Consider the following 26,867-nt stretch of genomic DNA (forward strand, 5'->3'; position numbering starts at 1 on the left):
TAGTCGCCATTTTTTACAAAATTGACGATTTCTACGAAAAAAGGTTGCATCAGAACGCTAGCGGAGTATAGTGCGCTTCCACGGACGCGGGGTGGAGCAGCCTGGTAGCTCGTCGGGCTCATAACCCGAAGGTCGTCGGTTCAAATCCGGCCCCCGCAACCAATTAAAATCTGAAGTAAATCTACTTGATGGAAGAGTAGACGCGGACGCGGGGTGGAGCAGCCTGGTAGCTCGTCGGGCTCATAACCCGAAGGTCGTCGGTTCAAATCCGGCCCCCGCAACCAATTACAATCAGAAGCAAATTTACTCGATGGAAGAGTAAATACGGACGCGGGGTGGAGCAGCCTGGTAGCTCGTCGGGCTCATAACCCGAAGGTCGTCGGTTCAAATCCGGCCCCCGCAACCAACACAATGAACACCCTCAAGGGTGTTTTTTTGTTTCTGTCGTCCGTAGATACCGCTACAAAAAAAGCGCCCGAAGGCGCTATTTTTTTATCCGCGTCTGGCCAACGTCGCCCCATCGGCAAAGTAGGCTTTGATCCCCGCCAGAATCGACTCCGCCACTTCCTGCTGGAATTTCGCGGTCTTCAGTTTACGCTCTTCTTCAACGTTACTGATAAAGGCCGTTTCGACCAGAATCGAAGGAATATCCGGCGCTTTCAGTACCGCAAAGCCCGCCTGCTCCACCTGATTTTTATGCAGCTTATTAATATTGCCCATTTTTTGCAGCACCGCTTTACCAAATTTCAGGCTGTCGGCGATGGTCAGGGACTGCACCATATCGAACATGGTGTGGTCAACGTAACGATCGCCGCTCTTGCTGACCCCGCCGATTAAGTCCGAGGCGTTCTGCGTTTGCGCGAGGTATTTTGCGGCGGTACTGGTAGCGCCCTTGGTCGAGAGCGCGAACACCGAAGAGCCGCTCGGCTGACGGCTGGTAAAGGCGTCGGCGTGAATCGAAACGAACAGGTCGGCACGCTGCTTCTGCGCCTTGGCGACGCGCACCTTCAAGGGAATAAACACGTCTTCGTTACGGGTCATAAAGACCTTCATATTGCCTTCACGCTCAATGAGCGCGCGCAATCGACGGGCAATCTGCAGCACCACGTCTTTCTCACGAGTACGGTATTTACCAATCGCGCCGGAGTCTTCACCGCCATGGCCGGGATCGAGCATGATAACGATAGGACGATCGCGCCCGGCTTTCCCCGGCTGCGGCCCGCTCTCTGCCGGCGGTACCTGACGTTCCAGATCGCCTTTGTTGTAATCTTCCAGCAGCGCCAGCAGCGGATCCTGCACATCGGTGGCCGTAGAGGGATAAAGATCCATCACCAGACGCTCTTTAAAACCGGCGACCGGCGCCAGCGCAAACAGCTGCGGCTTGACGTTTTGTTTCAGTTCAAACACCATCCGCACGGTTTGCGGGTCGAACTGGCCCACGCGCGCGGATTTAATATACGGGTCGTCGTCGCGAATCTGCCCGCCCATCCCTTTCAGGACCGAGTTCAGGTTAACGCCTTCAATATCAACCACCACTCGCTCAGGATTGCTTAACGCAAACTGCCGATATTTCAGTACATGATTGGATTCCACCGTGACGCGGGTGTAGGTCGACGACGGCCAGATACGCACCGCGACAACCTGCGCGGCGGCGGCCAAACCGACCGGACTCACACTCATTAACCACATGGCGCCCGCCCCTTGTAAAAAACGACGGCGGCTTAATCCCGACTTGTATCCCGACATGCCACTCCCAAGCAAAAAAACGCGTTTGAAGCCAAAATGAACAGATTGACCGGAAACTTTAACCAAAGCCGCATAACCTGTCATCTATAAAAGGGTAAACAAACTTTGACACCTAAGGTTTTGTCACAATGTTTTCGCAAATTAGTGACAAATTAGGGGTTGCACCACGAAGCAAAACAGAATAAAAATACACTTATTACGAATAATCATGCATTGAGGGTTTGTCATGGTGAAGGAGCGTCGCACTGAACTGGTCGAGGGATTCCGCCATTCTGTTCCCTATATAAACGCGCACCGGGGAAAAACGTTTGTCATCATGCTGGGCGGAGAAGCCATCGAGCATGATAACTTTTCCAGCATAGTCAATGACATTGGCTTATTGCATAGCCTCGGTATTCGCCTGGTAGTGGTTTATGGCGCGCGCCCGCAGATTGACGCCAACCTCGCGGAACATCACCACGAACCGGTTTATCACAAGCAGACCCGCGTCACCGACGCCAAAACCCTTGAGCTGGTGAAGCAGGCCGCCGGCATGCTGCAGTTAGAAATTACCGCCCGCCTGTCGATGAGCCTCGGCAATACGCCCCTGCAGGGGGCGCATATCAACGTAGTGAGCGGCAATTTTATTATCGCTCAGCCTCTTGGCGTCGATGATGGCGTGGATTACTGCCACAGCGGCCGTATTCGCCGCATCGACGAAGAAGCCATTCATCGCCAACTGGACAGCGGCGCAATCGTGCTCATGGGCCCGGTCGCGGTATCCGTCACCGGCGAGAGCTTCAACCTCACTTCTGAAGAGATAGCCACCCAGCTGGCGGTAAAGCTGAAAGCTGAAAAGATGATCGGCTTCTGCTCGTCGCAGGGGGTCTACGACCAGCATGGCGAGATCGTTTCCGAACTGTTCCCTAACGAGGCGCAGGCGCGGGTAGAGGAGCTGGAAGCGGAAGAAGACTATAATTCCGGCACCGTACGCTTCCTGCGAGGCGCGGTGAAAGCCTGCCGCAGCGGCGTGCGTCGCTGCCATTTAATTAGCTATCAGGAAGATGGCGCGCTGCTGCAGGAACTGTTCTCACGTGACGGTATCGGTACGCAGATCGTCATGGAAAGCGCCGAGCAGATCCGCCGGGCAACCATTAACGATATCGGCGGCATCCTCGATCTTATCAGCCCGCTGGAGCAGCAAGGCATTCTGGTGCGCCGCTCGCGCGAACAACTGGAAATGGAGATAGATAAATTCACCATCATCCAGCGCGATAACACCACCATCGCCTGCGCCGCGCTCTATCCATTCCCGGAAGAGAAAATTGGCGAAATGGCCTGCGTAGCGGTGCATCCGGATTACCGTAGTTCGTCACGCGGCGAGGTACTGCTGAGCCGGATCGCCGCCCAGGCGAAGCAGATGGGGCTCAGCAAGCTATTTGTATTGACCACCCGTAGTATTCACTGGTTCCAGGAACGCGGCTTTACCCCGGTGGATATTGATTTGCTGCCGGAGAGTAAAAAACAGATGTACAACTATCAGCGCCGTTCGAAGGTATTGATGGCAGACCTGGGCTGACGGATCCCCCGGATAGCGGCTTGCGCCTTATCCGGGCTACGGTTCGGTAGTCGGTTGGTAGCCCCGGTAAGCGTAAGCGCCACCGGGGGAGGATCCCCGGATAGCGGCTTGCACCTTATCCGGGCTACGGTTCGGTAGTCGGTTGGTAGCCCCGGTAAGCGTAAGCGCCACCGGGGGAGGATTCCCGGATAGCGGCTTGCACCTTATCCGGGCTACGGTTCGGTAGTCGGTTGGTAGCCCCGGTAAGCGTAAGCGCCACCGGGGGAGGATTCCCGGATAGCGGCTTGCGCCTTATCCGGGCTACGGTTCGGTAGTCGGTTGGTAGCTCCGGTAAGCGTAAGCGCCACCGGGGGAGGATTCCCGGATAGCGGCTTGCGCCTTATCCGGGCTATCCGATTGCAAATAGGCATATCCCACGCCTTCAGGATAGTAATTTTGTTCTATCACCGCCGCATCAGTGACAAATCTTCAGCATCCGGGCTTTATTCCTGGTTTAATGCCGGGGTATATCTTTATCACTGCATCAACGCTATGCTCCTTCCTAAAGAATAAAAAATAACACATTATTGATAAACATGATGAATGATGCATAACTCTGATAGTTGGATTATTAATAGATCTCAGACGGTTGTTTCCATCATTGCTATATACCCATGGTTAATAATATTGATTACACATATTAAATACAGCCTCGCGCCCTACAATTTTACGGAAGATGGATTACATCTACTGGTTCCCATCACCGTATTATCTATTATTAACCTGGCGCTTTCGCTTATCACTATTGGATGCATGAGCGTTTTCACATTGCTAAAACCGAGAAAGCTAAAAATCTATTTCTGCGCAATGAATACCATGTCGCCACTCTGGCTATACCTTTATATTTAACAGTAAATTACGATATATTTTGGCAAGAGAATTTCAAAACAAAAACCATCAAGGACAGGTATCATGGATAAGAAACCTAATTGGCTAGTCAGACATATTAAGAAAATAACCTTCGCAGTATCAATTTATCCTTGGGTTATTATCATTGCATTATTTTGGGATTGCTATCAACATCCCATAAGCGGTTATGCAGCGATAGCCGTAGCCGAAGCTATATTACTATTAGCCAAGATATTATCTTCCTTTAACTTTCTTATATCAATAATCGTCACCATCTATACCAATACATCAAAACCTCCGATCGCCAAAGGTTCAACAACTTATTTCCTCGCTATGAATTCGATTTCAGCATCATGGATAATTCTCATGCTTTTATGGCGATAAGAATCATAATGGCTATAACATTAATTCTTTAAAGTATAAAAAGACATAAAGATATATACTTATTATGGATAAGAAACCTAATTGGCTTGTCAGAAACATAAGATTCATTTCAATATCTATTGCATTGTATCCCTGGTTTGGCTTACTACTGGTGCACTTAACGAATAATGGCCTTGCAGCATTTTTCGGCTATTTGAAGGTTAGCTTTTTATCATCCATAGCCAACTTAATCATTTCAACAATCATCATTATTAGTGCAAAACACTCCAAACAACAGATAAGAAGTAGTGCAATATCATATTTCTTTTACATGAATTCAATAGCTCCAGTCTGGATGATATTAATGTTAATTATATCTTAAAAAATCCAAACAGAATAAACCCGTTAATTATTTATATTAACAAGCCACTCCAAAAGATAAGGTTTAATAATGAAAAAGAAAACTAACGCCATTACTAAAAACATCAAGAAAATTACTGCCGTAATCTCGATTTACCCTTGGGTCTTACTGCTCTTAACCATGATGAGCAGTGGACCAGCCTATGCTGCCTTTGCCGCAGGCCTTATGACGGTCTTTTTATTTGTTATTTTATCTATCGTCAACCTTATTATTTCAGTGGTAGTTATTGTTATTGCTGACAGATCAACATCACAGACGCCCATAAGTTATGTCGCCTATTTTTTTGCCATGAACTCAGTCTCTTTTCTCTGGCTGTTACTTTTATTTGCTTACTAATCAGAGGTGAAGAGCGTATTCACGCCCTCCCCCCCTACCCGTGTCCGGCGAAAATTTCCGCCAGGCCGCTGCGCCGTTCAGTCCGCGTCACGATGGCTTGCGCCAGTACCTGCTCGTCGGCATAAAGCGACAGGCGCCGTTTCGCGCGAGTTATCGCGGTGTAAACCAGCTCGCGGGTTACTAGCGGTACGCTGCGAGAAGGTAAGATCAGCGCCGCATGATCGAACTCCGACCCTTGCGACTTATGCACCGTCATTGCCCAGGCGGTATCGTGTTCCGGCAGGCGGCTTGGCTGCACCGATTTAATGGTGCCATCGGGCATCGGGAACCACACGCGCAGCTCGCCTTCTCTTTCCAGCGCAATGCCGATATCGCCGTTAAACAGCCCCAGCGCGCTATCGTTACGGGAAATCATCACCGGACGGCCATCGTACCAGCGTGAATGGCGCGGTAGCGTTATCGCCCGCTTACGGTGGAGCATCTGCTCCAGCTGTTCATTCACGCCGCTTACCCCGTAAGGCCCTTCACGCAGCGCGCACAGCAGCTGAAACTCGCCGAAGGCGGCAATCATCTGTTCCGGCGCGGCCTGCTCGCGGCGCAGTTGCAGATAACGGCCGTAGCCCTCCTGTGCCGCCATCAGCATCGCTTCATACTCCTCGGTAGTGCTGAGCGGCCGCAGAACGATATCGTCAAACGGCTGGCGTAACGTCGCTTTCACGTCCGCACGCGCACCGGCGTTGACCGCCCGCGCCAGGCTGCCAATGCCGGAGTGACTGCCAAAGCGGTAGCTTTTTTGCAGCAGACATAGACTATCGCGCAGCGCTCCGGCCATCTGCCCCTCGCCCGCCGGCACCGTTGCGCCAGTCAGCCGCGACAGCTCTTGCGCTCGCGCCGCGGTATAGCCGGATGTCGCCCAGGCACAGATATCGCCAAGCACCGCCCCGGCTTCCACGGAGGCAAGCTGATCGCGATCGCCAAGAAAGATCACTCGCCCGTGCTCCGGCAAAGCATCAATCAGGCGCGACATCATCGGTAGGTCGATCATGGACGCTTCATCGACCACCAGCACATCCAGATGCAGCGGATTACCAGCGTGGTAGCGCATGCGCTGACTACCGGGCTGCGCCCCCAGCAGGCGATGCAGGGTACTGGCATCGGCGGGAATCAGCGCTTTTTGCTCCTCGCTAAGCGGAAGTTTTCTTAACGCCGATCCCAGAGATTCTGTCAGGCGCGCTGCCGCTTTACCGGTCGGTGCCGCCAACCGAATTCGACAGCGCGGCGTGTCGTTAATCTGAATCAGCGCCGCCAGCAGCTTCGCGACGGTGGTGGTCTTGCCGGTGCCGGGGCCGCCGGAAATCACCGAAATGCGCCGGGTCAGCGCCACCGCCGCGGCAACTTTTTGCCAGTCGATATCGTCGGTTGCCGGAAAGAGTTCATTCAGGGTTGCCGTTAGCCGCCCTTCATCGACCTCCAGCACCCGGTTCGTCTCATTAAAGAAGCGGGCGACGGTGAGTTCATTACGCCACATGCGGTTCAGGTACAACCTGTCGCCGCATAAAATCATCGGCGTCGGTTCGTCGCCGCGGCTCACCGCTGACGAAGAAAGCAACAATTGAGGCCAGTCCTGGGGCGCGCCGGCCATCGCCAGCAACTGGTCGCGGATCTCGCCGGCCTTGCCGCTTAGCGCTTCTTCAGCGTTGAGGCGCGACAGCGGCAGACAGACATGCCCCTCGCCGGCATCCCGGCTCAGCAGCGCGGCGGCCAGCTTCACTGCCGGAGGGGCATCCTGCGCCACCATCAGCGCAAACTGTACGTCCAGCGGCCGCAGCAGACGCTGCTCGGCGGCGGCCAGCAGCAGTTCATCCATGGTCATGAGCCCACCTCCTGAGTAACACCGGCAAATAACGCATCGAGGCCGTCAATCAGCGGCTGCGCCGGGCGGGTGGTGAAGATCCCCTGCCCGCCTTCCTGCCCGTCCATGCCGCGTAAAAAGAGATAAATGACGCCGCCAAAGTGCCGTTCGTAGTGATAATCGGCAATACGGTGACGCAGATAGCGATGCAGCGCCAGGCTATACAGCTGGTACTGCAGGTCATAACGATGCAGGCGCATCGCCTGGGTCATCGCCTGTTGGGTGTAAGCTTCGCGGTCTTCTCCCAGCCAGTTAGATTTGTAATCCAGCAGGTAATAGCGGCCATCGTGACGAAATACCAGATCGATAAACCCTTTCAACATGCCGCGGACCTGGCGGAAATCGAGCGCCGGGGTATCAGCCGAGAGCGGATCATAGCGGCGGATCAGCGCGTCCAACTGCAGCGGATCCAGCGGTTGTTCAATCGGTAGATAGAAGGCCATTTCCACCTGTTTATCCCGGGCGCCCAGCTGATTCAGGGCGATTTCTGCCCCCGGCAGGCGTGTTCGCAGCACGCCGTCCAGCCATTCGCTCAACACCGGCGCCCACTCTTCGCCAAAACCGTGCAACTGTAGTTTTTGCGCCATCCAGTCAACCGGTACCGGCTGGCTAAAATCGAGATCCTCAAACAGGCTATGCAGAAATGTCCCCGGCGACGCGCCGCGCGGGAACTGATGAGGCGTGAGCAGCGGCTCTTCCGCCACCTCGCCCACGCCCGCGGCATCGATATCAAGACGCGGCAGCAGGTCCTGACCTGCGCTGGAACCATGCTGCTGCAGACCGGAATAACTGGTCACCCGCCAGTCGTCCATAACCTGGCGTTCAAGGGTCCGCGCCGAAAGCGGCGGCAGCGCGTTTTCCGGCGCCTGCCACGGCGTCTGGTCCATGCTATCGGGAAGACATAGCGCAATATCATCGCTGCACAATGCCTGTAACCGCGCGGTTAATCCCGCCGCGTCCATCGGCTCGCCATCCTGCAGCAGACGACCTAGGGCGCTGTGATGAAAATCGCTGTTGCCAGGTTTATCGCTACGGCGGGTACTTAACGGCGCAACCCCGAGACTGCAGTGCCACACCGCGCGGGTCAGGGCGACGTACAACAGGCGTAAATCCTCCGCCAGGCGCTCGGCTTCCGCCAGCTCAAGGCTATTCTCCCCTTCTCCAAGGTCGAGGACCGCGGCAAAGGAATCGCGGTCGTGATAAAACGCCTGATCCTGTTTACGAAAGCGCGCGATAAATGGCAGCCAGACCAGCGAATATTCCAGTCCTTTTGATTTGTGGATAGTGACGATTTGCACCAGATGCTTATCGCTCTCCAGACGCATCTGCTGGCTGGAAGCATTGCTGTCCGGTTCGGCGATATGTTGCGTCAGCCAGCGCACCAGCGCGTGCTCGCTTTCGAGCTGATTCGCTGCTTCTTGCAATAATTCGCTGATATGCAAAATATCGGTCAAACGGCGTTCGCCGCCGTGGGTCGCCAGCAGGTTTTCGGCAATATGACGCGCCCCCATCAGCGCGCGCAGCATCGGCATTACGCCGCGCTGGCGCCAGATCTGCCGGTATTCACTGAACTCCTCTACCAGCGCATCCCAGGCACGTTCATCCTGATTGAGGTTTTCGATATCCTGCGCGTTAAGGCCAAACATCGACGTTGCCAGCGCGCTGCGTAGCGTGTTTTCACGCTCTGGCGCCAGTACCGCCTGTAGAACCCACAGTAATTCCTGCGCTTCCGGGGTTTCAAAAACGCTGTCGCGGTTTGAGAGATAGACCGACGGGATCGACAAGAGCTGCAGCGCATCGCGAATAAGCGCCGCTTCGAGACGGTTACGCACCAGCACGGTGATATCGGAGGCGCGCACCGGCTCAGCGTTTTCGCCACGCCACAGCAGCGCGCGTCCCTGCTGGCCGGCGCTGAGCCAGTCGCGGATCTGCGTCGCGCATAATTGCGCCATAAAGGACTGATAATCGCCAGAACCGACGGCTTCGCCAGGCATTAACCACATGTTCATCGCCGGGATCGGCTTCTCATCAATGGTAAAGCGCAACGTCTGATTTTTAGCGGCTGGCTTCACCGGCAAGAATGGGATCTCGCGGAACATGAATGGATTATCACTCAGGCCGAACAGACGATTAACGCTCTGTACCATGCCCGGCGCCGAACGCCAGTTGGTATCCAGCGTATAGTGGGCGGCAACGTCGCCGCGCGCTTTCATATAGGTAAAAATATCGGCGCCGCGGAAGGCGTAAATCGCCTGTTTCGGGTCGCCAATTAACAGCAAAGCCGTATCCGGCTGGCGACGCCAGATGCGGCGGAAGATACGATACTGCTGCGGATCGGTATCCTGGAACTCATCGATCATCGCCACCGGGAAACGCTGGCGGATGGCGCTGGCCAACGCTTCGCCGCTGTCGCCGCGTAGCGCGTCGTCAAGACGGCTTAGCATGTCGTCAAAGCCCAGTTCGCCTCGACGCCGCTTTTCGCGGGCGACCGCTTCGCGGATCTCGACCATCGCCCTGGCGATAACCAGATCGTTTAAGGTCAGCGGTGAGGCAAGCAGCGCCTCTACCGCGCTGAATAGCGGATGCAGAGGCGGTTCGCCGCCGTCTTTGGTGCGCTCAATGAGGAACGGTTGCGAGAATTTTTCCAGCGCATCAGGCAGCTGATAACTTAGCGTTTCTTCCTGCGCCCAGGCGCTTACCTTTTCGATCCACTTGCCCTGGTTACCGCGGTTGAACTTGCGGCGATCGAGCCCTGAGCTTTCCAGCACGTTTTCAATTTCACCCACCTGCTCCCGCCACTGCTGCTTCAGCGCATTGATACGTTCCAGGATTTGCTGATGGCGGCTTGCCAGCGTCTCTTCCGCGGGCGGCGGCGATTTTAGCTGCGGCGCTTCGCCCTGCAGCCAGCGGTCTATAGCCTTGAGCAGATCGCGCGGCCCTTTCCATTGTTCATGGATCACGGCGGCGATATCGCGCGGCAGCGGATAGCAGTGGCGACGCCAGAAGTCGGCGCAGGCCTGATAACGCAGGCGGGATTCGTCTTCGATCAGTTGCTGTTCAAACAGCATGCCGGACTCGAAGGCGTTGAGGCTCAGCATTCGCTGACAGAAACCATGGATGGTAAAGACCGCGGCCTCGTCCATTTGCCGTTCCGCCAGCAACAACGTTTGCGCCGCCTGGTTTTTATCGGCAATTTCCGCAAGCAGAGAAACGTAGAGCGGATCGCTGGCGCTTTCGCGCAGGCAGGCAATCCGCAGCTCGTGGATATTACTACGGATACGCCCGCGCAGCTCTTCCGTCGCCGCTTCGGTAAAGGTCACCACCAGCAGCTCTTCCACGCTGACCGGCCGGGGGAAAGCGGATTCGCCCCCCAGCCCCAGCAGCAGCCGGAGATATAGCGCGGCGATGGTAAAAGTTTTTCCGGTGCCCGCGGAGGCTTCTATCAGCCGCTCGCCCGTCAGGGGCAAGCGGAGTGGGTCAAGAGACTCAGCGGTTTCGGTCATTCATTCTCTCGCATCAGGGGTAAGGATTTCTGCAATGCGCTGACGCTTTCCCATACCTTGCCGCCTTCAGGGGCGGCGTATTCCGCCTTGCCGTTCTGGCTGCCGGAAACCTGGGATAACAGTGCCATGCCTTGCGGATCCACCACCGTCTGATGGAAGAAGTCGGCAAGTTTTTGCGGCGTCAGCAGTTTAATCTGAGCCACTACTTTATCACGTGAATCGAAGCGCATATTACCGCGATCGAAATCTTTGCTCAGCTTTGATGCTTCTTCGCTCAACGTTTGCGGCGCCTGCAGCATCTGGCTAATCGCCGCCTGCTGGATCTGGGCAAACTCTTCCGGCTTCATCGCCCGCAGTTTGGCTTCCGCCGTCGGGAAGAAAGCCTGGAAGCGCTGCCAGAGGAAAGCAGGCTGTTTATCGCTACTCTGTAGCAGGAAGCCCATCCCCCACTGGCGACCAACATTCATTGAGAAGGCAAATACCGCATAGCCGAGTTGTTCTTCAGTACGTAACTGGTTGTAGAACCAGGGCTGAATAATCTGCCCCAACAGTGAACTGGCGGCCATGCTGCTGTATTCATCGACGTTTGGCGGCGCGAAAACCGCCGCCAGCGCGGAGTCGGTGCTACTGCCTGCTTTTTCAAATATCGCCAGCTGCTTGCTGTCGATCAGCACGTCTTTGTTGCGACACCACTCGTTACCATCGGCGCCAAGCTGTTTTTGGATCTGGCGGGCCAGATCGGTTGACTGCCGGGCGCTCATGTTACCGATGACCAGCAGCTCCGGCCGCCCCCTGGCTTTCAGGTTATCGCGATAGTTAATCACCTCTTTCAGAGTGATTGACGGCAGCAGCGCGCGGCGCGTTTTGCGCTCAAAATAGGGTACCTGCGACAGCATCTGAATCGGCATAATCGCCTGGTCATAGGCTTTGCCTTTGTCCGCCGAATCCATCATCTGGGCATACCAGGACTTCGCCTGCTCAAGCTGCTCTTCGGTCGGCGTATAGCTAAAGTAGCCGTCCAGCAGCGCGGTAAAGAGCTGCGGCAGACGCTGGGTATAGCCGTTGGCGTTAACCATCAGACCGTTGTTGGCGCCGGTCGAGAAGCTGATTCCACCTACCGCGGCCTGGTTGCTGAGCTGGTCAAGCGCAATGCCGGCCAGATAATCATTCAGCGCGAACATCACCTGCCGGCGCGCGCTGTCCATCGCCTGCGGGTTACGCAGCACCAGAGAGACGTCGGCCTTCGGTTCGCTGGCAAAGTACTGGCTTGGGGCATACACCACGCGCAGCGTCGGCTCATCGACGATAAGCTCCGGATGCGGGTACGCCTTATCGCTCTTAATCAGCGTGAAATCATCCGGAATATACGGGTTCAGCGCCGGCAGCTGCAGCTTGATGGCCGCAGATTTTTGCTGCCAGTCGGCGAAGGTCTGGGGGCTAATTTTATCAACCTGGAAAGGCGCATTGACGAAATAAGCGGTTTTGTTGTGCGGCTCATTCGGGCTGATGTACCAGATACGCGCATTTTGCGGGGTCATCATCGCCAGACGGTCTTTAATCGCCTGGGCATCATATCGGTCGGCGATATTAACCACGTCCAGTACGTGCTCTACCGGCACGCGAATCATGGTATCGGCCAGCCACTCCACATAATCCATATCGCGGTTAATCGACGGATAGCGGAAATCGAGCTCCAGCACGTGGGCTAACTCATCAAAGTAGCGCTTATCAATACCCTGAGTACGCAACAAATTCAGGTAGCTGAAGATTGCTGCGGCAACTTCATCGCGGTGCGCCAGGCCTTTATCGGTGAGAGTAGCGGAGATGGCCAGCACGCCGCTATTGCCGTTGACGGCCGGATCGGAATCCGCGCGAATCCCTTCCGCTAGCCCCTGCTTCTGCAGCCAGTCGGATAAGGTGCCGGGGCTGCGGTTGCCGATCATATAGGTCACCAGCTCGTCGGTCTTGCTGCGGAACTGAGCGCTGTTGTTATCAATGCGGAACTCAACGCGCAGAACTTTGCGCGGCATCGCCGGCACGTAGTGAATCACAATGCCCTTCTGCGCATCGGTCACAACCGGTACGGTAATTTCCGGCTTGCTGATGTCGTGGTTTGGCACCCGCCCGTAGGTCGCGGCGGCAATGCTTGCCAACTCAGGCAGTGGCTTATTACTGTAGATGACCGCCTTCATCAGGTTTGCCGAGTACCAGCGGTCGCGGAAAGCGTGCAGCGCATCAAGCACCGGGCTACCAGGCTTATCGCTTAGCGTATCGAGGTTACCGCCGGAAAATTGTGAAGCCGGGTGCGCAGGGTTGATGGTTTCAGCGCTCACCTGCGCCATGCGCATCCCGTCCCGGGTGCGCGCCATGGTCAATTCGGCGTTGACCGCGTTACGTTCGCGTTCGGCATATTTTTTATCCAGCAGCGGCGCGGCAATGGCATCAGCCAGCCGATCGACGGCGCCGTTGAGCGCGTCATTTTCCACTTCAAGATAGAACGCGGTGCGATACGGCGCGGTGCTGGCATTATGGCTGCCGCCGTGCATTTTGAGAAATTCAGCAAGGCTGTCAGGCTGCGGGTACTTCTGCGAGCCCATTAAGGTCATATGCTCGAGATAGTGCGCCAGCCCTTGATGATCGGCCGGATCCTGTAATGAACCCACCGGCACCACCAGCGCCGACAGCGATTTCACCGCCTGCGGATCGGATACCAGCAGCACGACCATGCCGTTTTGCAGGCGAATGGCCTGATATTGACGGGGATCTTTTTCGCTTTTACGAATGGTTTCCTGAATCGGTTGCCATCCGGTGTCTGCCTGACTTAACGGCGCCCAAAGGGCGACCACTACAACAAGAACTTTGAACCATAAACTGCGGGGCATTCACGGACCTCATCATTAACAAACTTCGCGCTGCATAGCATCAGCGTGGATACCCATCATCAGGCAAAACGCCATCTTCAAGGTATTTACAACATCAGTCCGTGATTCGATGCGCATAATAAATGAACAACCTTCTTCTGCGCAATTTTTATACTATTACAATTTTATTCGGACTGATGGAAACGAAATATCGGCAACAGATAACGCTGCGCCTGCGCGATAATCTCTTCATAGTACGCAGGCTCCAGAGTGCGCCAAAGGCGCTGGTACCAGATATCGGCACCTTCGCCGCTCACCACCATATTACCTTCGTAGGCCTGAAGGAACTTGCTACGCGCTTTTTGTTGCGTATCGTCATCCATTAACATGATATCCTTTTCCGCGTCGTAACAGGCTTTTAGCCACGCGCCGCCGCTTTCCGGCAACAGCAGTAGCGGTTTTGACATCCCCTGCAGGTAGCCTTCTACCAGCTCATTCAGATACGTCTGCGCCTGCTCCGCCGCCAGCGGCGGGAAACGCCATTCGCCTTCCTTGCGCACGAACAACCGACTTTCGCCGAGACCGCCGCTAGCACAGTAGACAAGATGTTCCAGCCAAAGTTGCACGCCCTGAGAGACGCTCAGCAGCGACGGTCGCCAGCGTAATAGCCCATCCGGCTGTACCTGCTGTAGCCAGCCAGTGAGATTGATACCGTTGCACTGTAGGTCGATCTCCATACTTTGCGCGGGTTGACGACTGGCGATAACCCGCTCAGCCAGGTTCTGCATTTCCTGACGCTGCGCCTCCCACGCCAGTTCGCCAAACGCGCCAAAGGGCAGCTCACCCGCCGCACGGAAACGACGATACATCGCTGACGCATCCTGTTGTTCGATCAGCGTATTCAGCAACTGTTGGTTCAACTGGTAACGGCTTAGCCCTTCAAGCACGAAAGGCTCATCTTCGGGGATCTCGCTCTCTTCAGAGCGGAAATTCACCCGCAGACGCTGCTGGAAGAAAGCGCGCACCGGATGCTGCCAAAAGCGTAACAGCTGTTCGAACGGCAGCGTGTCGATATCGAGCGGCGCAAGCGGCTGGATAAATTCACTATGCGCCTCTCCCTGCTGGCTGGCGGCGGCCAGCCACTCTTTTGCATAGCTCTGATCTTCATCCGGCAGATAATTGGCGGCATCGAATGGCATACGCGTATGCAGATGGGTAATGTGCTCCTTAACGCGGCGTTCGCTGGCATCGCAGTCCAGCGCTTCATCGCCTTCAAGGCAGTGGCTCTGACCGATATAGTCCGCCAGTTCCTGTACCAGCACCGAAGGATAGCGCTCGCTGTTATCCTGGATTGAGCGCCCGATGTAGCTGATGTATAGCTTCTGTTCGGCCGACATCAGCGCTTCCAGGAACAGATAACGGTCATCATCGCGACGGCTACGGTCGCCGCGCTGCGGTTTTTGGCTCATTAAATCGAAGCCCAGCGGCGCGAGTGTACGCGGGTAGACGCCATCGTTCATCCCCAGCAGGCAGACGACCTTGAAAGGGATAGAGCGCATCGGCATCAGGGTGCAGATATTCACCGGCCCGGCCAGGAAACGCTGGCTGATCCGCTGCTGATCGAGGCGCTGCGCCAGCTCATCGCGCAGCAGCGATAGCGGCACGGCAGCCCCGTACTGCGCATCCAGACCGCCATCGATGATGGCTTGCCATTGCTGTTCAATCAGCGCCAGCGCCGCTTCGGTGTCGCTATCCGGCAGGAAGAAATCCGTGAGCAGATCGCGGTACACCGGCAGCCACTCTGCCAGCGGGCGATCCTGCGCCAGACCGCGGCGCCACAGATTAAGCTGCATCAGTAACGACGCGAGATTCCCTACCAGTTCGGCAATCAGCCCGCTGGATTCATCATAGGGCAGCACCGACTGCCACTCGCCCTGACTGCTGTCCATCGCATATCCCAACAGCATACGCGTTAAACCGAAACGCCAGGTGTGCTGGCCGGTCGCCGGGAGATCCATTTCGCGCACGTTGTCGTCATCCATACCCCAACGTACGCCGGATTCATTGACCCACTGGCGCAGGTAGCGCAACCCCTCTTCATTAATATTGAAGCGCGCCGCCAGCACCGGCACATCCAGCAGCGCCAGCACATCTTCGCTGGCGAAGCGGCTGTCCGGCAGAGAAAGCAACGTGATAAACGCCTGTAGCGCTGGGTGCGATTCCCGCGCCCGACGGTCGGAAATCGCCCACGGCAGCCAGCGTTCGCCGCGCGCTGCGCCGAAGACCGCCTGAATATAGGGACTGTAGCTGTCGATATCGGCGACCATCACGATAATATCGCGCGGCGTCAGCGCCGGGTCTTCTTCCAGCATCGCCAGCAGTCGGTCGTGCAGCACTTCCACTTCACGTTGCGGGCTATGGCAGACGTGGATAGCCAGGCTGCGGTCTTCAATCGCCAGCGGGCGCTTGCTCTTACTGCTGGCGAACTCTTGCGCGGTACGCCCCGCCACCGCGGCGTTGCGCAGCTCAAGAATATCGGCCTGGAGGTTATGCAGCAGGTTATCGGGGGCGATATCGACAAAGGCGTCCAGCTCTTCATAACGCTCCAGCCCGGCTAGCAGATAGATATAATCGCGCCCGAGCTTGCCCCACGAGGCCAGCAGCGGATTGCCGACATCCTGCTCGCCATCATCATTAAACAATCCCGGCGCCTGTTCGGTGTCGCGGAACAGCGGCAGCTCGCGCGCCTCGCGGTGGTGGCGGCGCTGGCGGCGCTGGCGCGACATCAGTTTGGCAAGAAACGCCGGATCTTTAATATCGCCCCAGTAGTAGCGACAAGGGTTAGTGAAGAGTACATAGACATCGACATGCTTGCCCAGCGCCTGCAGGGCCTGCAAATACACCGGCGGCAGCGCCGAAATGCCGCAGATAAAGACCCGCGACGGCAGCCCGGCTGGCGGTTGGTCAGCGTTTTCCAGCGCGCTGATAAAGCGCTGGTACAGATTGGCGCGGTGCCACAGCGGTTGCCCCAGCTCCGCGGTGTATTCGACTAACGCTTTCCACAGCGGCGCCTGCCACTGCTGGGCGTCGCCCAGCCCCTCAACCCGTTCATCGGCCTCCCAGCGCATCAGCCACTCCGGGCGATAGACCAGATACTGGTCATACAGATCGGCTACCCGCGCGGCCAGCTGGAACAGCTTACGTTTGTCGCTATCATCGCTCAGATAGTGGCGCAACAGCGCGAAGGCTTCATCGTCGAGATACTGCGGCAGCAGGGTCATCAGCTTCCAGCTCATGCTCTGTTTACTGAAGGCGCTCTCGCCGGGAATATCGTCAAGCACGCGAACGAACATGTCCCAGATAAAGCTGGCAGGCAGCGGAAACTCGATATTCGCCGCAATGCCGAAGCGCTTCGCCAGCGTCATCTGCAACCATTGCGCCATACCGGTACTTTGCACCAGCACCATTTCCGGCATGAAAGGGTCATCCAGCCGCTGGCGCTCGACGATAAACTCCATCAGCGCTTCAAGCACATCCAGACGGTTTGAGTGGTACACCCTTAACATATTCGCTCCTGACTACTGATTTACCGGGCAATGTAGCCGGGTCATCTGCACCCGCTTAGCGGCGGGCATGGTGATCGTTACCGTGATGCTGACACAACTTTGCCTCGATGTCTGCACGCGGCTTATTTGTCCTTTATAGGGCTGCGCCGAAGGAACAAGCAGGCTCAAGCGCCACGCGTCGCGCCACTGCTGGCGATAGGCGTTCAATTGAGCGGCGCCGCTGGCCAGCCCGCGATGATAGCCGCCAAGCGCCGTGATGGTCATGATTAACAGCGCCATCGCTAATAATGTCTCCGCCAGACTAAAACCGCGCTGACGCGCTACGGCATCAGGCATAACGCACTCTCCTTCAACGGGCAAAAGTCGCTCCAGCCATGCGCTAAATACCGCAGCCTGCCCTGTTCAATCGACGCTGACTGCCACAGCTGTATCGTGCCGCTGCCGGCGATAAGCAGCGCGCGGCCATCATTAAAAAGCCGCAGGCACACGCGCCAGCGTTGGCTGTTTTCCTGTTGACACGCAACTGCGCTCTGCAGCGGCCAGTTCACCCCTTTGCCCCATTGCAGCGCCGACTGCGCGGCGGCCGTATCGCGAATTGCCTGGGTTTCGGCGCTCACCTGCGCCAGCAGCGATCGCTGCTGCTGATTCATCCCCTGCAATAACAGGCTGCCCAGCGCCAGTAGCAGCAGCACCATCAGCAGTGATGATACTCCGCGCTGGCGTTTCACAGGTTGAACCCCGTTACCTGATATTGCGCCTCGGCGGAAATACGCGAGTCCGATTGCGCCTGCGCCCCCAGGGTAACGATAAGTTCAGGAGAAAACCCGCTTACCGCCTGCCGCTCAACCTGAAAGCGCGTGACCGTGATAGCGGCGGGATTAGTCATTTTCTCCCAATTTTTTCCGCCGCAGTCAGTAACGCCGCGCCGCGTTTCCAGCGCTCCGTCGCGCAGGCGAAAACCGGTAGAATCGGCATCGGCCTCCGGCGCCAAATCCCAAGTGCCGTTACTGTTACCATCCCAGCGAACGATGACGCACTGTCCGCCGTCGGCTATCGCCAGCGCCTGACCATTACAGTGACCCGCGCAATATCCGGCTCGCTGCAGGTGTTTGGCTAACGCATAGACCCGCTGCCATAGTTCGTTTTCCAGCGCCTGCTGCTGCGTTTGGCGAAGAATCTGGCGCTGTAGCGCCGGAAGGAAACGAGCGGCCCCCAGCAGTAACACAGATCCTATCGCCATAGCGATTAGCGTTTCAATGAGCGAAAAGCCGCGCGCTGCTACTGGCATAATTCCTCTCCTTCCCGGCACAGGCGTATGCGCCCCCAGTTAGAGACAACGATCCGCCACGACCCGACCTCGCTTTGCAGCAGGATATGCCCGGCCCAGGCGCTGTTGCGCAGGCCGTAAAAACCGATGCCTGCCGTCAGGTGCCGTAAGGTAATCCCCGGCCACAGCGGCTGCAGGGTAAAAGGCGTTTTCGCGTGACAGTCCGCTTCCACGCCGCTTACGCCCAGACACCAGCCTGCGGGCGAATGTCCGACGTTGATGACGCGATCGCGGTTATGCCAGTTAGCGTCATCGCGTAGCAGCACGAGATAATCGCGCACCTGGCAGGCGACCTGCCACAGGCGCTGCTGCTGTTGCCAGCGCTGCCAGCCGTACATACCGCTGGCGCTGAGGATGACCACCAGCATCATGGTGACCAGCATTTCAATTAGGGTGTAGCCATGCTGTCTGTTCATGGCGCCGAGTATGCGTTGCTCTGATTATCAATTCGAATGGTAAATCTACGGTTCGCGTCGCGGCTCGGGAAAATATTTGGCGGTTGCAGGATGTTGAACGACGGCAGGAATCAGGCTCGCAAAATTTTGCGGAGGGCAAAAAAAACCGGCGCTGGTGGCGCCGGTTTGTCATCACTACAGAGAGGTTAAATCGCCACAGGCGCTTTAATTCCCGGATGCGGGTCATAGCCTTCGATTTCGAAGTCTTCAAAACGGTAGTCGAAAATCGACGCCGGTTTGCGTTTTATGACCAGCTTCGGCAGCGGACGCGGTTCGCGGCTCAACTGCAGGTTAGTCTGCTCCAGGTGATTGCTGTACAGGTGAGTGTCGCCGCCGGTCCAGACAAAGTCGCCCACTTGCAGATCGCACTGCTGCGCCACCATATGCACCAGCAGCGCATAGCTGGCGATGTTGAACGGCAGGCCGAGGAACACGTCGCAGGAGCGCTGATACAGCTGGCAGGAGAGCTTGCCGTCGGCGACGTAGAACTGGAAGAACGCATGGCACGGCGCCAGCGCCATTTTATCCAGCTCGCCGACGTTCCACGCCGACACGATGATGCGGCGGGAATCCGGGTCATTTTTCAGCTGTTCCATGACCGTGCCGATCTGGTCGATATGGCGGCCGTCCGGCGCAGGCCAGGAACGCCACTGTTTGCCGTAAACCGGCCCCAGATCGCCATTCTCATCCGCCCACTCGTCCCAAATGGTGACGTTATTTTCGTGCAGATAGGCAATGTTGGTGTCGCCCTGCAGGAACCACAGCAGTTCATGGATGATGGAGCGTAAATGACAGCGCTTGGTGGTCACCAGCGGGAAGCCTTCCTGCAGGTTAAAACGCATCTGATGGCCGAAGATAGAGATCGTGCCAGTACCGGTGCGGTCATTTTTTGGCGTGCCCTCGGCGAGCACTTTCTGCATCAAATCAAGATACTGTTTCATGGTTCCTCAAGAGTTTTGTTGCTGCGGACGGTGACGATAAGCCCAAACCATCATAATGATACCCGCAAGCACCATCGGGATCGAAAGAATCTGCCCCATGCTGATGTACTGCACCCAGCCGCCGGTAAACTGCGCGTCCGGCTGGCGGAAGAATTCCACGATAATGCGGAACAGGCCGTAGCCAATCAGGAACAGGCCGGAAACGGAACCGGTCGGGCGCGGTTTACGGATAAACAGGTTCAGGATCAGGAACAGCACCACGCCTTCCAGCGCCAGCTCATAAAGCTGCGAGGCGTGACGCGGCAGCGCGCCGTAGGTATCGAATAATGATTGCCATTCCGGATGCGACGGCAGCAGCGCCAGGTCCTCAGCGCGCGAGCCCGGGAAAATCATCGCGTAGTGGAAGTTCGGGTCAACGCGGCCCCACAGCTCGCCGTTGATAAAGTTGCCCAGACGCCCGGCGCCGAGGCCAAACGGGATCAGCGGCGCGATGAAATCGGAAACCTGGAAGAAGGTGCGCTTGGTGCGTTTGGCGAAGATAATCATCACCAGAATCACGCCGATCAGGCCGCCGTGGAACGACATGCCGCCATCCCAGACGCGGAACAGATATAGCGGGTCGCTAAGGAAGACCGGCAGGTTGTAGAACATCACATAGCCGATACGGCCGCCGAGGAATACGCCGAGGAAGCCCGCGTAGAGCAGGTTTTCCACTTCATTTTTCGTCCAGCCGCTGCCCGGACGATTAGCCCGACGGGTGGCCAGCCACATCGCAAAGACGAAACCAACCAGGTACATTAAGCCGTACCAGTGGAGAGAGACCGGTCCAATGGAAAATATTACCGGATCGAACTCCGGAAAATGCAGGTAGCCACTATTCATCTGTCACCATAAAGACTTGTTATTCCGCCGAAAGTGGACAGCGGTGATGATCCGTGCCCGCATAAAACGGGCACTCCGAAGGAGGCGAATGATAGCATAAGCATGTAGTCCGATCCGCGCCGAACGTGTAAAAGATATGTATACGGATGCTAACAGAGTGCGGTTTTTCCCGGGCTCACTACTCGCGGTGCCGTTTTTTTGTCGGGTGGCGGCTTACGCCTTACCCGACCTACGGTCCGTGCCATTGCGAGCTTAAGATCTCTACCTTGTCCCCATGGCTACTGAAACTGCCGGTGTTGGTGGCCTCAAAATCCCCCGGTGGCGCTGCCGCTTACCGGGGCTACAGCACGATGCGATTTGGTAGCCCGGAGAAGGCGCAACGCGCCGCGTCCGGGAAATACACTTAAAAAGTTGCAAACCGATAACAGTATCTACGGTCCGTGCGGCCTGCCTTTAATTTATTCACCACGATGGCTGACACTACTGGTGATGGCGATCTCAAAATCCCCCGGTGGCGCTGCCGCTTACCGGGGCTACAGCACGATGCGATTTGGTAGCCCGGAGAAGGCGCAACGCGCCGCGTCCGGGAAAAACCATTAAAAAGTTGCAAACCGATAACAGTATCTACGTTACCGTCCGCCGCGGATCAGGCCGCCGAGACCGCGGCGCTCCATAAACGCCGCCACCTGGTGGCGCACTTCGGTGGTCATCTGCGCTTCCAGACTGCGCCGCGACAGCTCCTGCGCTTCTTCGATATCGATACGGCGTAGCAGATATTTCACGCGCGCGACCGAACGGCCGTTCATCGACAAATGGCGATAACCGAGGCCCACCAGGATGGTGACGCACATCGGGTCGCCGGCCATTTCACCGCACAGGCGCAGATCGATGCCAAAACGCTCGGCATCATGGGCGATCATCGCCAGCGCCCGCAATACAGCAGGATGCAGGCAGTCGTACATATTGGCGACGCGGGTATTGTTGCGGTCGACCGCGAGGATGTATTGCGTCAAATCATTGGTGCCGACCGAGATAAAGTCGATGCGATTTGCCAACTGCGGCAGCATAAAGACCATTGACGGCACTTCCAGCATCACCCCGAGGCGCGGGCGGGGAATCGCATAGCCAATCATCTCTTCGACTTCACGGCTGGCGCGCTCAATCAGGCGGCGGGCTTCGTCAACTTCTTCGAGGCTGGTGACCATCGGCAGCAGTATGCTGAGGTTGCCGGTGGCGGCATTGGCACGCAGCATGGCGCGCACCTGGATCAAGAAGATCTCCGGCTGATCGAGCGTAATACGGATCCCACGCCAGCCAAGGCACGGGTTCTCTTCGCTAATCGGCATATACGGCAGTTGCTTATCGGCACCGATATCCAGCGTACGCAGGGTCACGGGCTTGCTGTTAAACATCTGCAGCATGCCCTGATACTGGGCGACCTGCTCCTCTTCGGAGGGGAAGCCGCTCTGTAACATAAACGGAATTTCGGTGCGGTAAAGCCCGATACCATCGATAAAGCTGCCGAGCTTCTCTTCATGCTCCGGGCTCAGACCGGCGTTGAGCATCACTTTTACCCGCTCGCCGCTTTTCAGCTCGGAAGCGCGTTCGAGATCGTCTTCCGCCAGCCGGCTCAGCTCGTTCTCTTCGCTGATTAACCGCTGATACTCCTGTAGCAGCACCGGTTCGGGATCGACCAATAGATCGCCGCGGTAACCATCAACGATCAGCATATGGCCATGCAGCAGCGACGGCTGAATATCGGCGCCCATCACCGTCGGGATGCCCAGCGCGCGAACCATGATCGCCGCGTGGGAGTTGGCCGCGCCGTCGCGCACCACCACCCCGACTAAGCGGTCCTGCGGCACTTCCGCAAGCGTGGTAGCCGACAGTTCGTCAGCCACCAGGATAATGCGCTCAGGCCAGGTATTCGGCCCCTGGGTGGTGTCGTCGAGATGGAACAACAGCCGCTGCCCGAGAGTACGTAAATCCCCCGCCCGCTCTTTCAGATAGCCATCGCTGAGCGCGGCAAACTGCTCGGCAAATTTTTCAATAACCTTTTTCACCGCCCATTCGGCGACGGAGCCTTTGTCGACTTCATCGAATAGCTCACGGCGCAGGCGCGCATCGGATAGCAGGTGCGAATAGAGGTCAAAAATAGCCGCCGTCTCTTTTTGCGCCCCGGCGGCGTAGCGTTTGCTGTAGCGACGAAACTCATTCGCCGCTTCTTCCAGCGCGCCGGTGAGACGTTCGCGCTCGGAAGCGGTATCCAGCGTCGAGGCCTCGTAGACCTGCTCCATCAATGGCAGGCTGGCATCCATCCAGCCTTCGGCAATCGCTACCCCGGATGATGCCGGCAGCGCGCGGATGCGGGTCTGTCGATACTGCCCAAACAGCGCATTCAGCTGCGATTGGGAGAGAATCGCCGCCATCTGGGTGGCGAGGGTGACAAGGAAGGACTCTTCGCTTTCATCGAACTGGCGCAGCTCACGCTGCTGGACTACCAGCACACCCAGCAGCTGACGCCGCTGGATGATCGGCACGCCAAGGAAGGCGCGGAAACGCTCCTCCTTAACAGCCGGGATGTATTTAAAGCTGGGATGCTTTTGCGCATCGGCCAGGTTGATCGGCTCGGCCAGTCGCCCCACCAGGCCCACGAGACCTTCATCAAATGCGAGTGCGACCGTACGTCCGCGAGGTTTTTTCAGCCCGCGCGTGGCCATCAGGTAATAGCAGCGTCGATCGTTGTCAGCCAGATAAACCGAACAAACTTCCGTTTCCATCGCTTTACAGACATCCGTCACCAGGATATCCAGCGCCTCATTTAAACGCGGCGCGCTGGCGACCTTCTCGACTATTTCTCGCAACCGAGTGAGCATAATGTGCGTGGCTTAACCTCTTTTACGTCGATAAGCAGGCGCGCTTTGCGGCTTTGGTGTGGTTTCAGCAAGCGACATGGTGACGCCCGCGAACTCTTTCATCACCCGGCGGTAAACGTCGCGCTTAAACGACACCACCTGACGAACCGGGTACCAGTAACTTACCCATCGCCAGCCATCAAACTCAGGTGTACTGCTGGTTTGCATATTAATAGCCGTATCGCTGCCGACCAGTTGTAGAAGAAACCACTTCTGCTTCTGACCGATACAAACCGGCTTTGTGTCCCAACGCACCAAACGTTTAGGCAGCTTGTAACGCAGCCAGTTACGGGTTGAGGCCAGGATCCGCACATCTTTGCGGCTTAACCCAACCTCTTCGAACAATTCCCGATACATTGCCTGCTCGGCGGACTCGCCTGGATTAATGCCCCCTTGCGGGAACTGCCACGAGTGCTGACCATAGCGCCGGGCCCACATCACCTGGCCCTGGCGGTTACAGATTACAATGCCGACATTTGGGCGGTAGCCATCGTCATCAATCACCGGACTACCTCAAAATAAGCTTCAATGTGAATGATTGTTTCACACTCGTTGGAAACGGTAAACCACTCTCTGTGTGGCGTGATAACGAATAACATTTGAATAACTCACAGTAATCACCAGAGTTATAAACAGTGAACACCATCCCCGGGCCATTTTATTCACTTTTTCTGTGGATAGAGTTGTGAAGAAGTACGGAATTAACCAGGGAAAACCCAGAGTAGTCCGAACGACGTAGAGATAGGGCTTTTTAATAATGACATATTATTCATTCAGTTATCATAGTTCACGCCAACAAATTACAGCATAACGTGATGATCATCACATATGCGATCCGGTAACTGATGAAAGATCGAACAATGCCGCTTTTATCCACAGATAAAGCACACTCGTCGGGCACATTTTGTCTAAAAATTCGATTTTCGTCGCACGTCAAGGCTGTAAATCGAACCAGTAGTGAGGCTTTTCCCCAGTTATCCCATTTTTCTGTGGATAACATGGTGTAAGATCCTGTTCATTGTCAGTGACCAGTTCTGGAAAACCCGTTTTCACTGTTTTCACAAGCGGAAAAACGGAACAAAAAACATATATAAATCATCACATTGGTATAGTTACCCATAAAAAGGTAAACTCTATCCACAACGCACGAAAATAGCGCTCACTTTTTAACCAGAGGTTTTCCATCATGCCAGCCATCGCTCCGCTTACCGCTCCGCCGCAAAGTCAGGAGCAACTTCTTGCTCAGGCCCAGCGGCTGGCGGGTTATTCGCTGGGTGAACTGGCGGCGCTGGCGGGGGTCCCCATTCCCCGCGATTTGAAACGCGACAAAGGCTGGATTGGCATTCTGCTGGAGATTTGGCTGGGCGCCAGCGCCGGAAGCAAACCCGAGCAGGATTTCGCCGCCTTAGGCGTGGAGCTGAAAACTATCCCCATCGACCGCCAGGGGCGTCCGCTGGAGACCACGTTTGTTTGCGTGGCGCCGCTAACCGGCAATAGCGGCGTGACCTGGGAAAGCAGCCACGTGCGGCATAAGCTACAGCGCGTGCTGTGGATCCCGGTAGAAGGCGAACGCGAGATCCCGCTCGCGGAACGCCGCGTCGGCGCGCCGCTATTGTGGACGCCAGACGAGGAAGAAGATCGCCAGCTACGCATGGATTGGGAAGAATTAATGGATCTTATCGTGCTTGGCCAGGTTGAACGAATCACCGCCCGCCACGGCGAGGTGCTGCAACTACGCCCAAAGGCGGCCAACAGCAAGGCGCTAACGGAAGCGATCGGCGCCCACGGCGAGCCGATCCTCACCCTGCCGCGCGGCTTTTATCTGAAAAAGAACTTCACCGCCGCGCTGCTGGCGCGTCATTTTCTATTAGGTCATGAATAATTTTTTGTTCTGCCATAACGCCTGCATATAATTACCACTTTATTTTTTGCAGGACTTTGAACAATGTTATTTGCATGGATAACCGATCCTAACGCCTGGCTGGCGCTCGGCACGCTGACGCTGCTGGAGATCGTTCTCGGGATCGATAATATTATTTTTCTCTCTCTGGTTGTTGCTAAGCTTCCCACCGCCCAACGCGCCCATGCGCGGCGCATCGGGTTAATGGGAGCCATGCTGATGCGTCTCGGCCTGCTGGCGTCTATCGCCTGGGTCGTTAAGCTCACCAACCCGCTCTTCACCGTATTTGGTCAGGAGATCTCGTTTCGCGACCTGATTCTGTTACTCGGCGGCCTGTTCCTGATCTGGAAAGCGAGTAAAGAGATCCACGAATCGATTGAAGGCGAGGAAGAAGGTCTTAAAACCAACGTCCACTCCTTCTTTGGCGCCATCGTGCAGATCATGCTGTTGGATATCATCTTCAGCCTTGATTCAGTCATTACCGCCGTCGGCCTCTCCGATCATCTGTTTATTATGATGGCCGCGGTGGTGATTGCGGTTGGAGTGATGATGTTTGCCGCACGTCCGATCGGCGACTTCGTTGACCGTCATCCGTCGGTCAAAATGTTGGCGTTGTCGTTTCTGATCCTCGTCGGCTTCACGCTGATGCTGGAGAGCTTCGATGTGCATGTCCCGAAAGGCTACATCTACTTCGCGATGTTCTTCTCTATTGCAGTCGAAACCCTCAACCTGATGCGCAATAAGAAAAACCCGCTGTAAGCCACAAAATTGCAGTCCGGAAGCGGGCTGCAATCCTTTTTAAGACTTTACTGCTTTTTATGTCTCACAAATCAGGCTAATAATATACTGGTACGAGGTGCGGCCATAAGAGAGGTAATGACGATGAAAAAATGGGCAGTATTGATTTCCGCCGTAGGACTGGCGTTCTCGGTTTCCGGTTGCAGCAGCGATTATGTCATGGCGACAAAAGACGGACGTATGATTCTTACCGACGGTAAACCGGCGGTTGACGATGACACCGGTTTGATAAGCTACGAAGATCAGCAAGGCAATAAAATGCAGATCAACCGCGACGACGTGTCACAAATTATTAAGCGTTAAGCTTTTTCGTCGGTTAACAGCATAATTACCGACAATCACAGCTACAGAAAAGAGTCGGGATCCCCCTGCTATATCCCCAGGGCAGCCCCCTTCAGGATCTCCAGACCCGGCTTTTTTGATATTTTCCCTTTCTCTTTTTCTCTCCCTCTGCCATGTTGTTATTCCCATCAGCCTGCAAGCGCTTTGAAGTTT

Annotated in this window: 21 protein-coding genes and 3 tRNA genes; 10 read left to right on the plus strand and 14 right to left on the minus strand. The window is 56.0% G+C overall.

All coding sequences use genetic code 11. The features are described 5' to 3' along the window. The first annotated feature begins 85 nt into the window (after window positions 1-85). From AC22LX_RS10660 to AC22LX_RS10670, 3 genes are all read left to right on the plus strand, one after another. A tRNA-Met gene (locus AC22LX_RS10660) sits at window positions 86-162 on the plus strand. Window positions 163-207: 45 nt separating this feature from the next. After that, a tRNA-Met gene (locus tag AC22LX_RS10665) sits at window positions 208-284 on the plus strand. 45 nt (window positions 285-329) lie between these two features. After that, window positions 330-406 (plus strand) — tRNA-Met (locus AC22LX_RS10670). A gap of 86 nt (window positions 407-492) precedes the next feature. Here the strand turns inward: AC22LX_RS10670 and amiC are convergent. After that, complete coding sequence (gene amiC / locus AC22LX_RS10675) at window positions 493-1,746, minus strand: N-acetylmuramoyl-L-alanine amidase AmiC (protein WP_015703319.1); 1,254 nt, start codon at window positions 1,744-1,746, stop codon at window positions 493-495. 226 nt (window positions 1,747-1,972) lie between these two features. Between amiC and argA the strand changes: the two genes are divergently transcribed. Beyond that, window positions 1,973-3,304 (plus strand): amino-acid N-acetyltransferase, encoded by a 1,332-nt coding sequence (gene argA, locus AC22LX_RS10680; RefSeq protein ID WP_015369939.1) that lies wholly within the window; start codon window positions 1,973-1,975, stop codon window positions 3,302-3,304. 124 nt (window positions 3,305-3,428) lie between these two features. On the opposite strand, the gene AC22LX_RS10685 is transcribed toward argA, so the two are convergent. Then, complete coding sequence (locus AC22LX_RS10685; RefSeq protein WP_263431820.1) at window positions 3,429-3,563, minus strand: hypothetical protein; 135 nt, start codon at window positions 3,561-3,563, stop codon at window positions 3,429-3,431. Window positions 3,564-4,255: 692 nt separating this feature from the next. Between AC22LX_RS10685 and AC22LX_RS10690 the strand changes: the two genes are divergently transcribed. Then, a complete protein-coding gene (locus AC22LX_RS10690) occupies window positions 4,256-4,576 on the plus strand; it encodes a hypothetical protein (RefSeq protein WP_072048050.1) in 321 nt (106 codons plus the stop codon). Between the two features lie 430 nt (window positions 4,577-5,006). Beyond that, on the plus strand, window positions 5,007-5,312 hold the full coding sequence (locus AC22LX_RS10695; protein WP_045398104.1) for a hypothetical protein: 306 nt from the start codon (window positions 5,007-5,009) through the stop codon (window positions 5,310-5,312). A gap of 34 nt (window positions 5,313-5,346) precedes the next feature. Here AC22LX_RS10695 and recD read toward each other — a convergent pair whose 3' ends face one another. The 12 genes from recD to rppH form a co-directional block, all read right to left on the minus strand. Continuing rightward, window positions 5,347-7,185 carry an exodeoxyribonuclease V subunit alpha gene (gene recD, locus AC22LX_RS10700; protein WP_045398106.1) on the minus strand — a complete coding sequence of 613 codons (1,839 nt, stop codon included), beginning with the start codon at window positions 7,183-7,185 and terminating at the stop codon, window positions 5,347-5,349. Next, window positions 7,182-10,727, minus strand: coding sequence for an exodeoxyribonuclease V subunit beta (gene recB / locus AC22LX_RS10705; RefSeq protein WP_045398109.1), 3,546 nt, complete (start codon window positions 10,725-10,727; stop codon window positions 7,182-7,184). The genes recD and recB overlap by 4 nt, the downstream gene beginning before the upstream one ends. Beyond that, window positions 10,724-13,609 carry a pitrilysin gene (gene ptrA / locus AC22LX_RS10710; protein WP_045398112.1) on the minus strand — a complete coding sequence of 962 codons (2,886 nt, stop codon included), beginning with the start codon at window positions 13,607-13,609 and terminating at the stop codon, window positions 10,724-10,726. Before ptrA ends, recB begins: the two co-directional genes overlap by 4 nt. A gap of 164 nt (window positions 13,610-13,773) precedes the next feature. After that, complete coding sequence (gene recC / locus AC22LX_RS10715) at window positions 13,774-17,154, minus strand: exodeoxyribonuclease V subunit gamma (RefSeq protein ID WP_487333973.1); 3,381 nt, start codon at window positions 17,152-17,154, stop codon at window positions 13,774-13,776. A gap of 12 nt (window positions 17,155-17,166) precedes the next feature. Next, complete coding sequence (locus tag AC22LX_RS10720) at window positions 17,167-17,490, minus strand: prepilin-type N-terminal cleavage/methylation domain-containing protein (protein ID WP_045398118.1); 324 nt, start codon at window positions 17,488-17,490, stop codon at window positions 17,167-17,169. Next, window positions 17,475-17,882 (minus strand): DUF2509 family protein, encoded by a 408-nt coding sequence (locus tag AC22LX_RS10725; protein ID WP_045398121.1) that lies wholly within the window; start codon window positions 17,880-17,882, stop codon window positions 17,475-17,477. The genes AC22LX_RS10720 and AC22LX_RS10725 overlap by 16 nt, the downstream gene beginning before the upstream one ends. Next, complete coding sequence (locus tag AC22LX_RS10730) at window positions 17,879-18,442, minus strand: prepilin peptidase-dependent protein (protein WP_045398125.1); 564 nt, start codon at window positions 18,440-18,442, stop codon at window positions 17,879-17,881. Before AC22LX_RS10730 ends, AC22LX_RS10725 begins: the two co-directional genes overlap by 4 nt. Beyond that, the gene (locus AC22LX_RS10735; protein ID WP_045398128.1) at window positions 18,433-18,897 is read right to left on the minus strand and encodes a prepilin peptidase-dependent protein; all 465 of its coding nucleotides are present in this window, start codon (window positions 18,895-18,897) and stop codon (window positions 18,433-18,435) included. The genes AC22LX_RS10730 and AC22LX_RS10735 overlap by 10 nt, the downstream gene beginning before the upstream one ends. Window positions 18,898-19,082: 185 nt before the next feature. Beyond that, window positions 19,083-19,877, minus strand: coding sequence for a thymidylate synthase (gene thyA, locus AC22LX_RS10740; protein ID WP_045398131.1), 795 nt, complete (start codon window positions 19,875-19,877; stop codon window positions 19,083-19,085). 6 nt (window positions 19,878-19,883) lie between these two features. Continuing rightward, a complete protein-coding gene (lgt, locus tag AC22LX_RS10745; RefSeq protein ID WP_015369928.1) occupies window positions 19,884-20,759 on the minus strand; it encodes a prolipoprotein diacylglyceryl transferase in 876 nt (291 codons plus the stop codon). Window positions 20,760-21,388: 629 nt separating this feature from the next. Then, on the minus strand, window positions 21,389-23,635 hold the full coding sequence (ptsP, locus tag AC22LX_RS10750) for a phosphoenolpyruvate--protein phosphotransferase (RefSeq protein ID WP_015369927.1): 2,247 nt from the start codon (window positions 23,633-23,635) through the stop codon (window positions 21,389-21,391). A 12-nt stretch (window positions 23,636-23,647) separates the two neighbouring features. Then, complete coding sequence (rppH, locus tag AC22LX_RS10755; protein WP_015703328.1) at window positions 23,648-24,178, minus strand: RNA pyrophosphohydrolase; 531 nt, start codon at window positions 24,176-24,178, stop codon at window positions 23,648-23,650. A 453-nt stretch (window positions 24,179-24,631) separates the two neighbouring features. On the opposite strand from rppH, the gene AC22LX_RS10760 reads away from it, so the two are divergent. From AC22LX_RS10760 to AC22LX_RS10775, 4 genes are all read left to right on the plus strand, one after another. Then, a complete protein-coding gene (locus tag AC22LX_RS10760) occupies window positions 24,632-24,796 on the plus strand; it encodes a hypothetical protein (protein WP_223683768.1) in 165 nt (54 codons plus the stop codon). A 64-nt stretch (window positions 24,797-24,860) separates the two neighbouring features. Then, the gene (mutH, locus tag AC22LX_RS10765; protein ID WP_045396709.1) at window positions 24,861-25,556 is read left to right on the plus strand and encodes a DNA mismatch repair endonuclease MutH; all 696 of its coding nucleotides are present in this window, start codon (window positions 24,861-24,863) and stop codon (window positions 25,554-25,556) included. A gap of 63 nt (window positions 25,557-25,619) precedes the next feature. Beyond that, a complete protein-coding gene (locus AC22LX_RS10770) occupies window positions 25,620-26,333 on the plus strand; it encodes a TerC family protein (RefSeq protein WP_045396707.1) in 714 nt (237 codons plus the stop codon). A gap of 123 nt (window positions 26,334-26,456) precedes the next feature. Next, window positions 26,457-26,675: a YgdI/YgdR family lipoprotein gene (locus AC22LX_RS10775; RefSeq protein ID WP_004867116.1), complete on the plus strand. Its 219-nt coding sequence runs from the start codon at window positions 26,457-26,459 to the stop codon at window positions 26,673-26,675. Window positions 26,676-26,867: the final 192 nt, after the last annotated feature.

Source organism: Klebsiella sp. PK01, assembly GCF_057624675.1.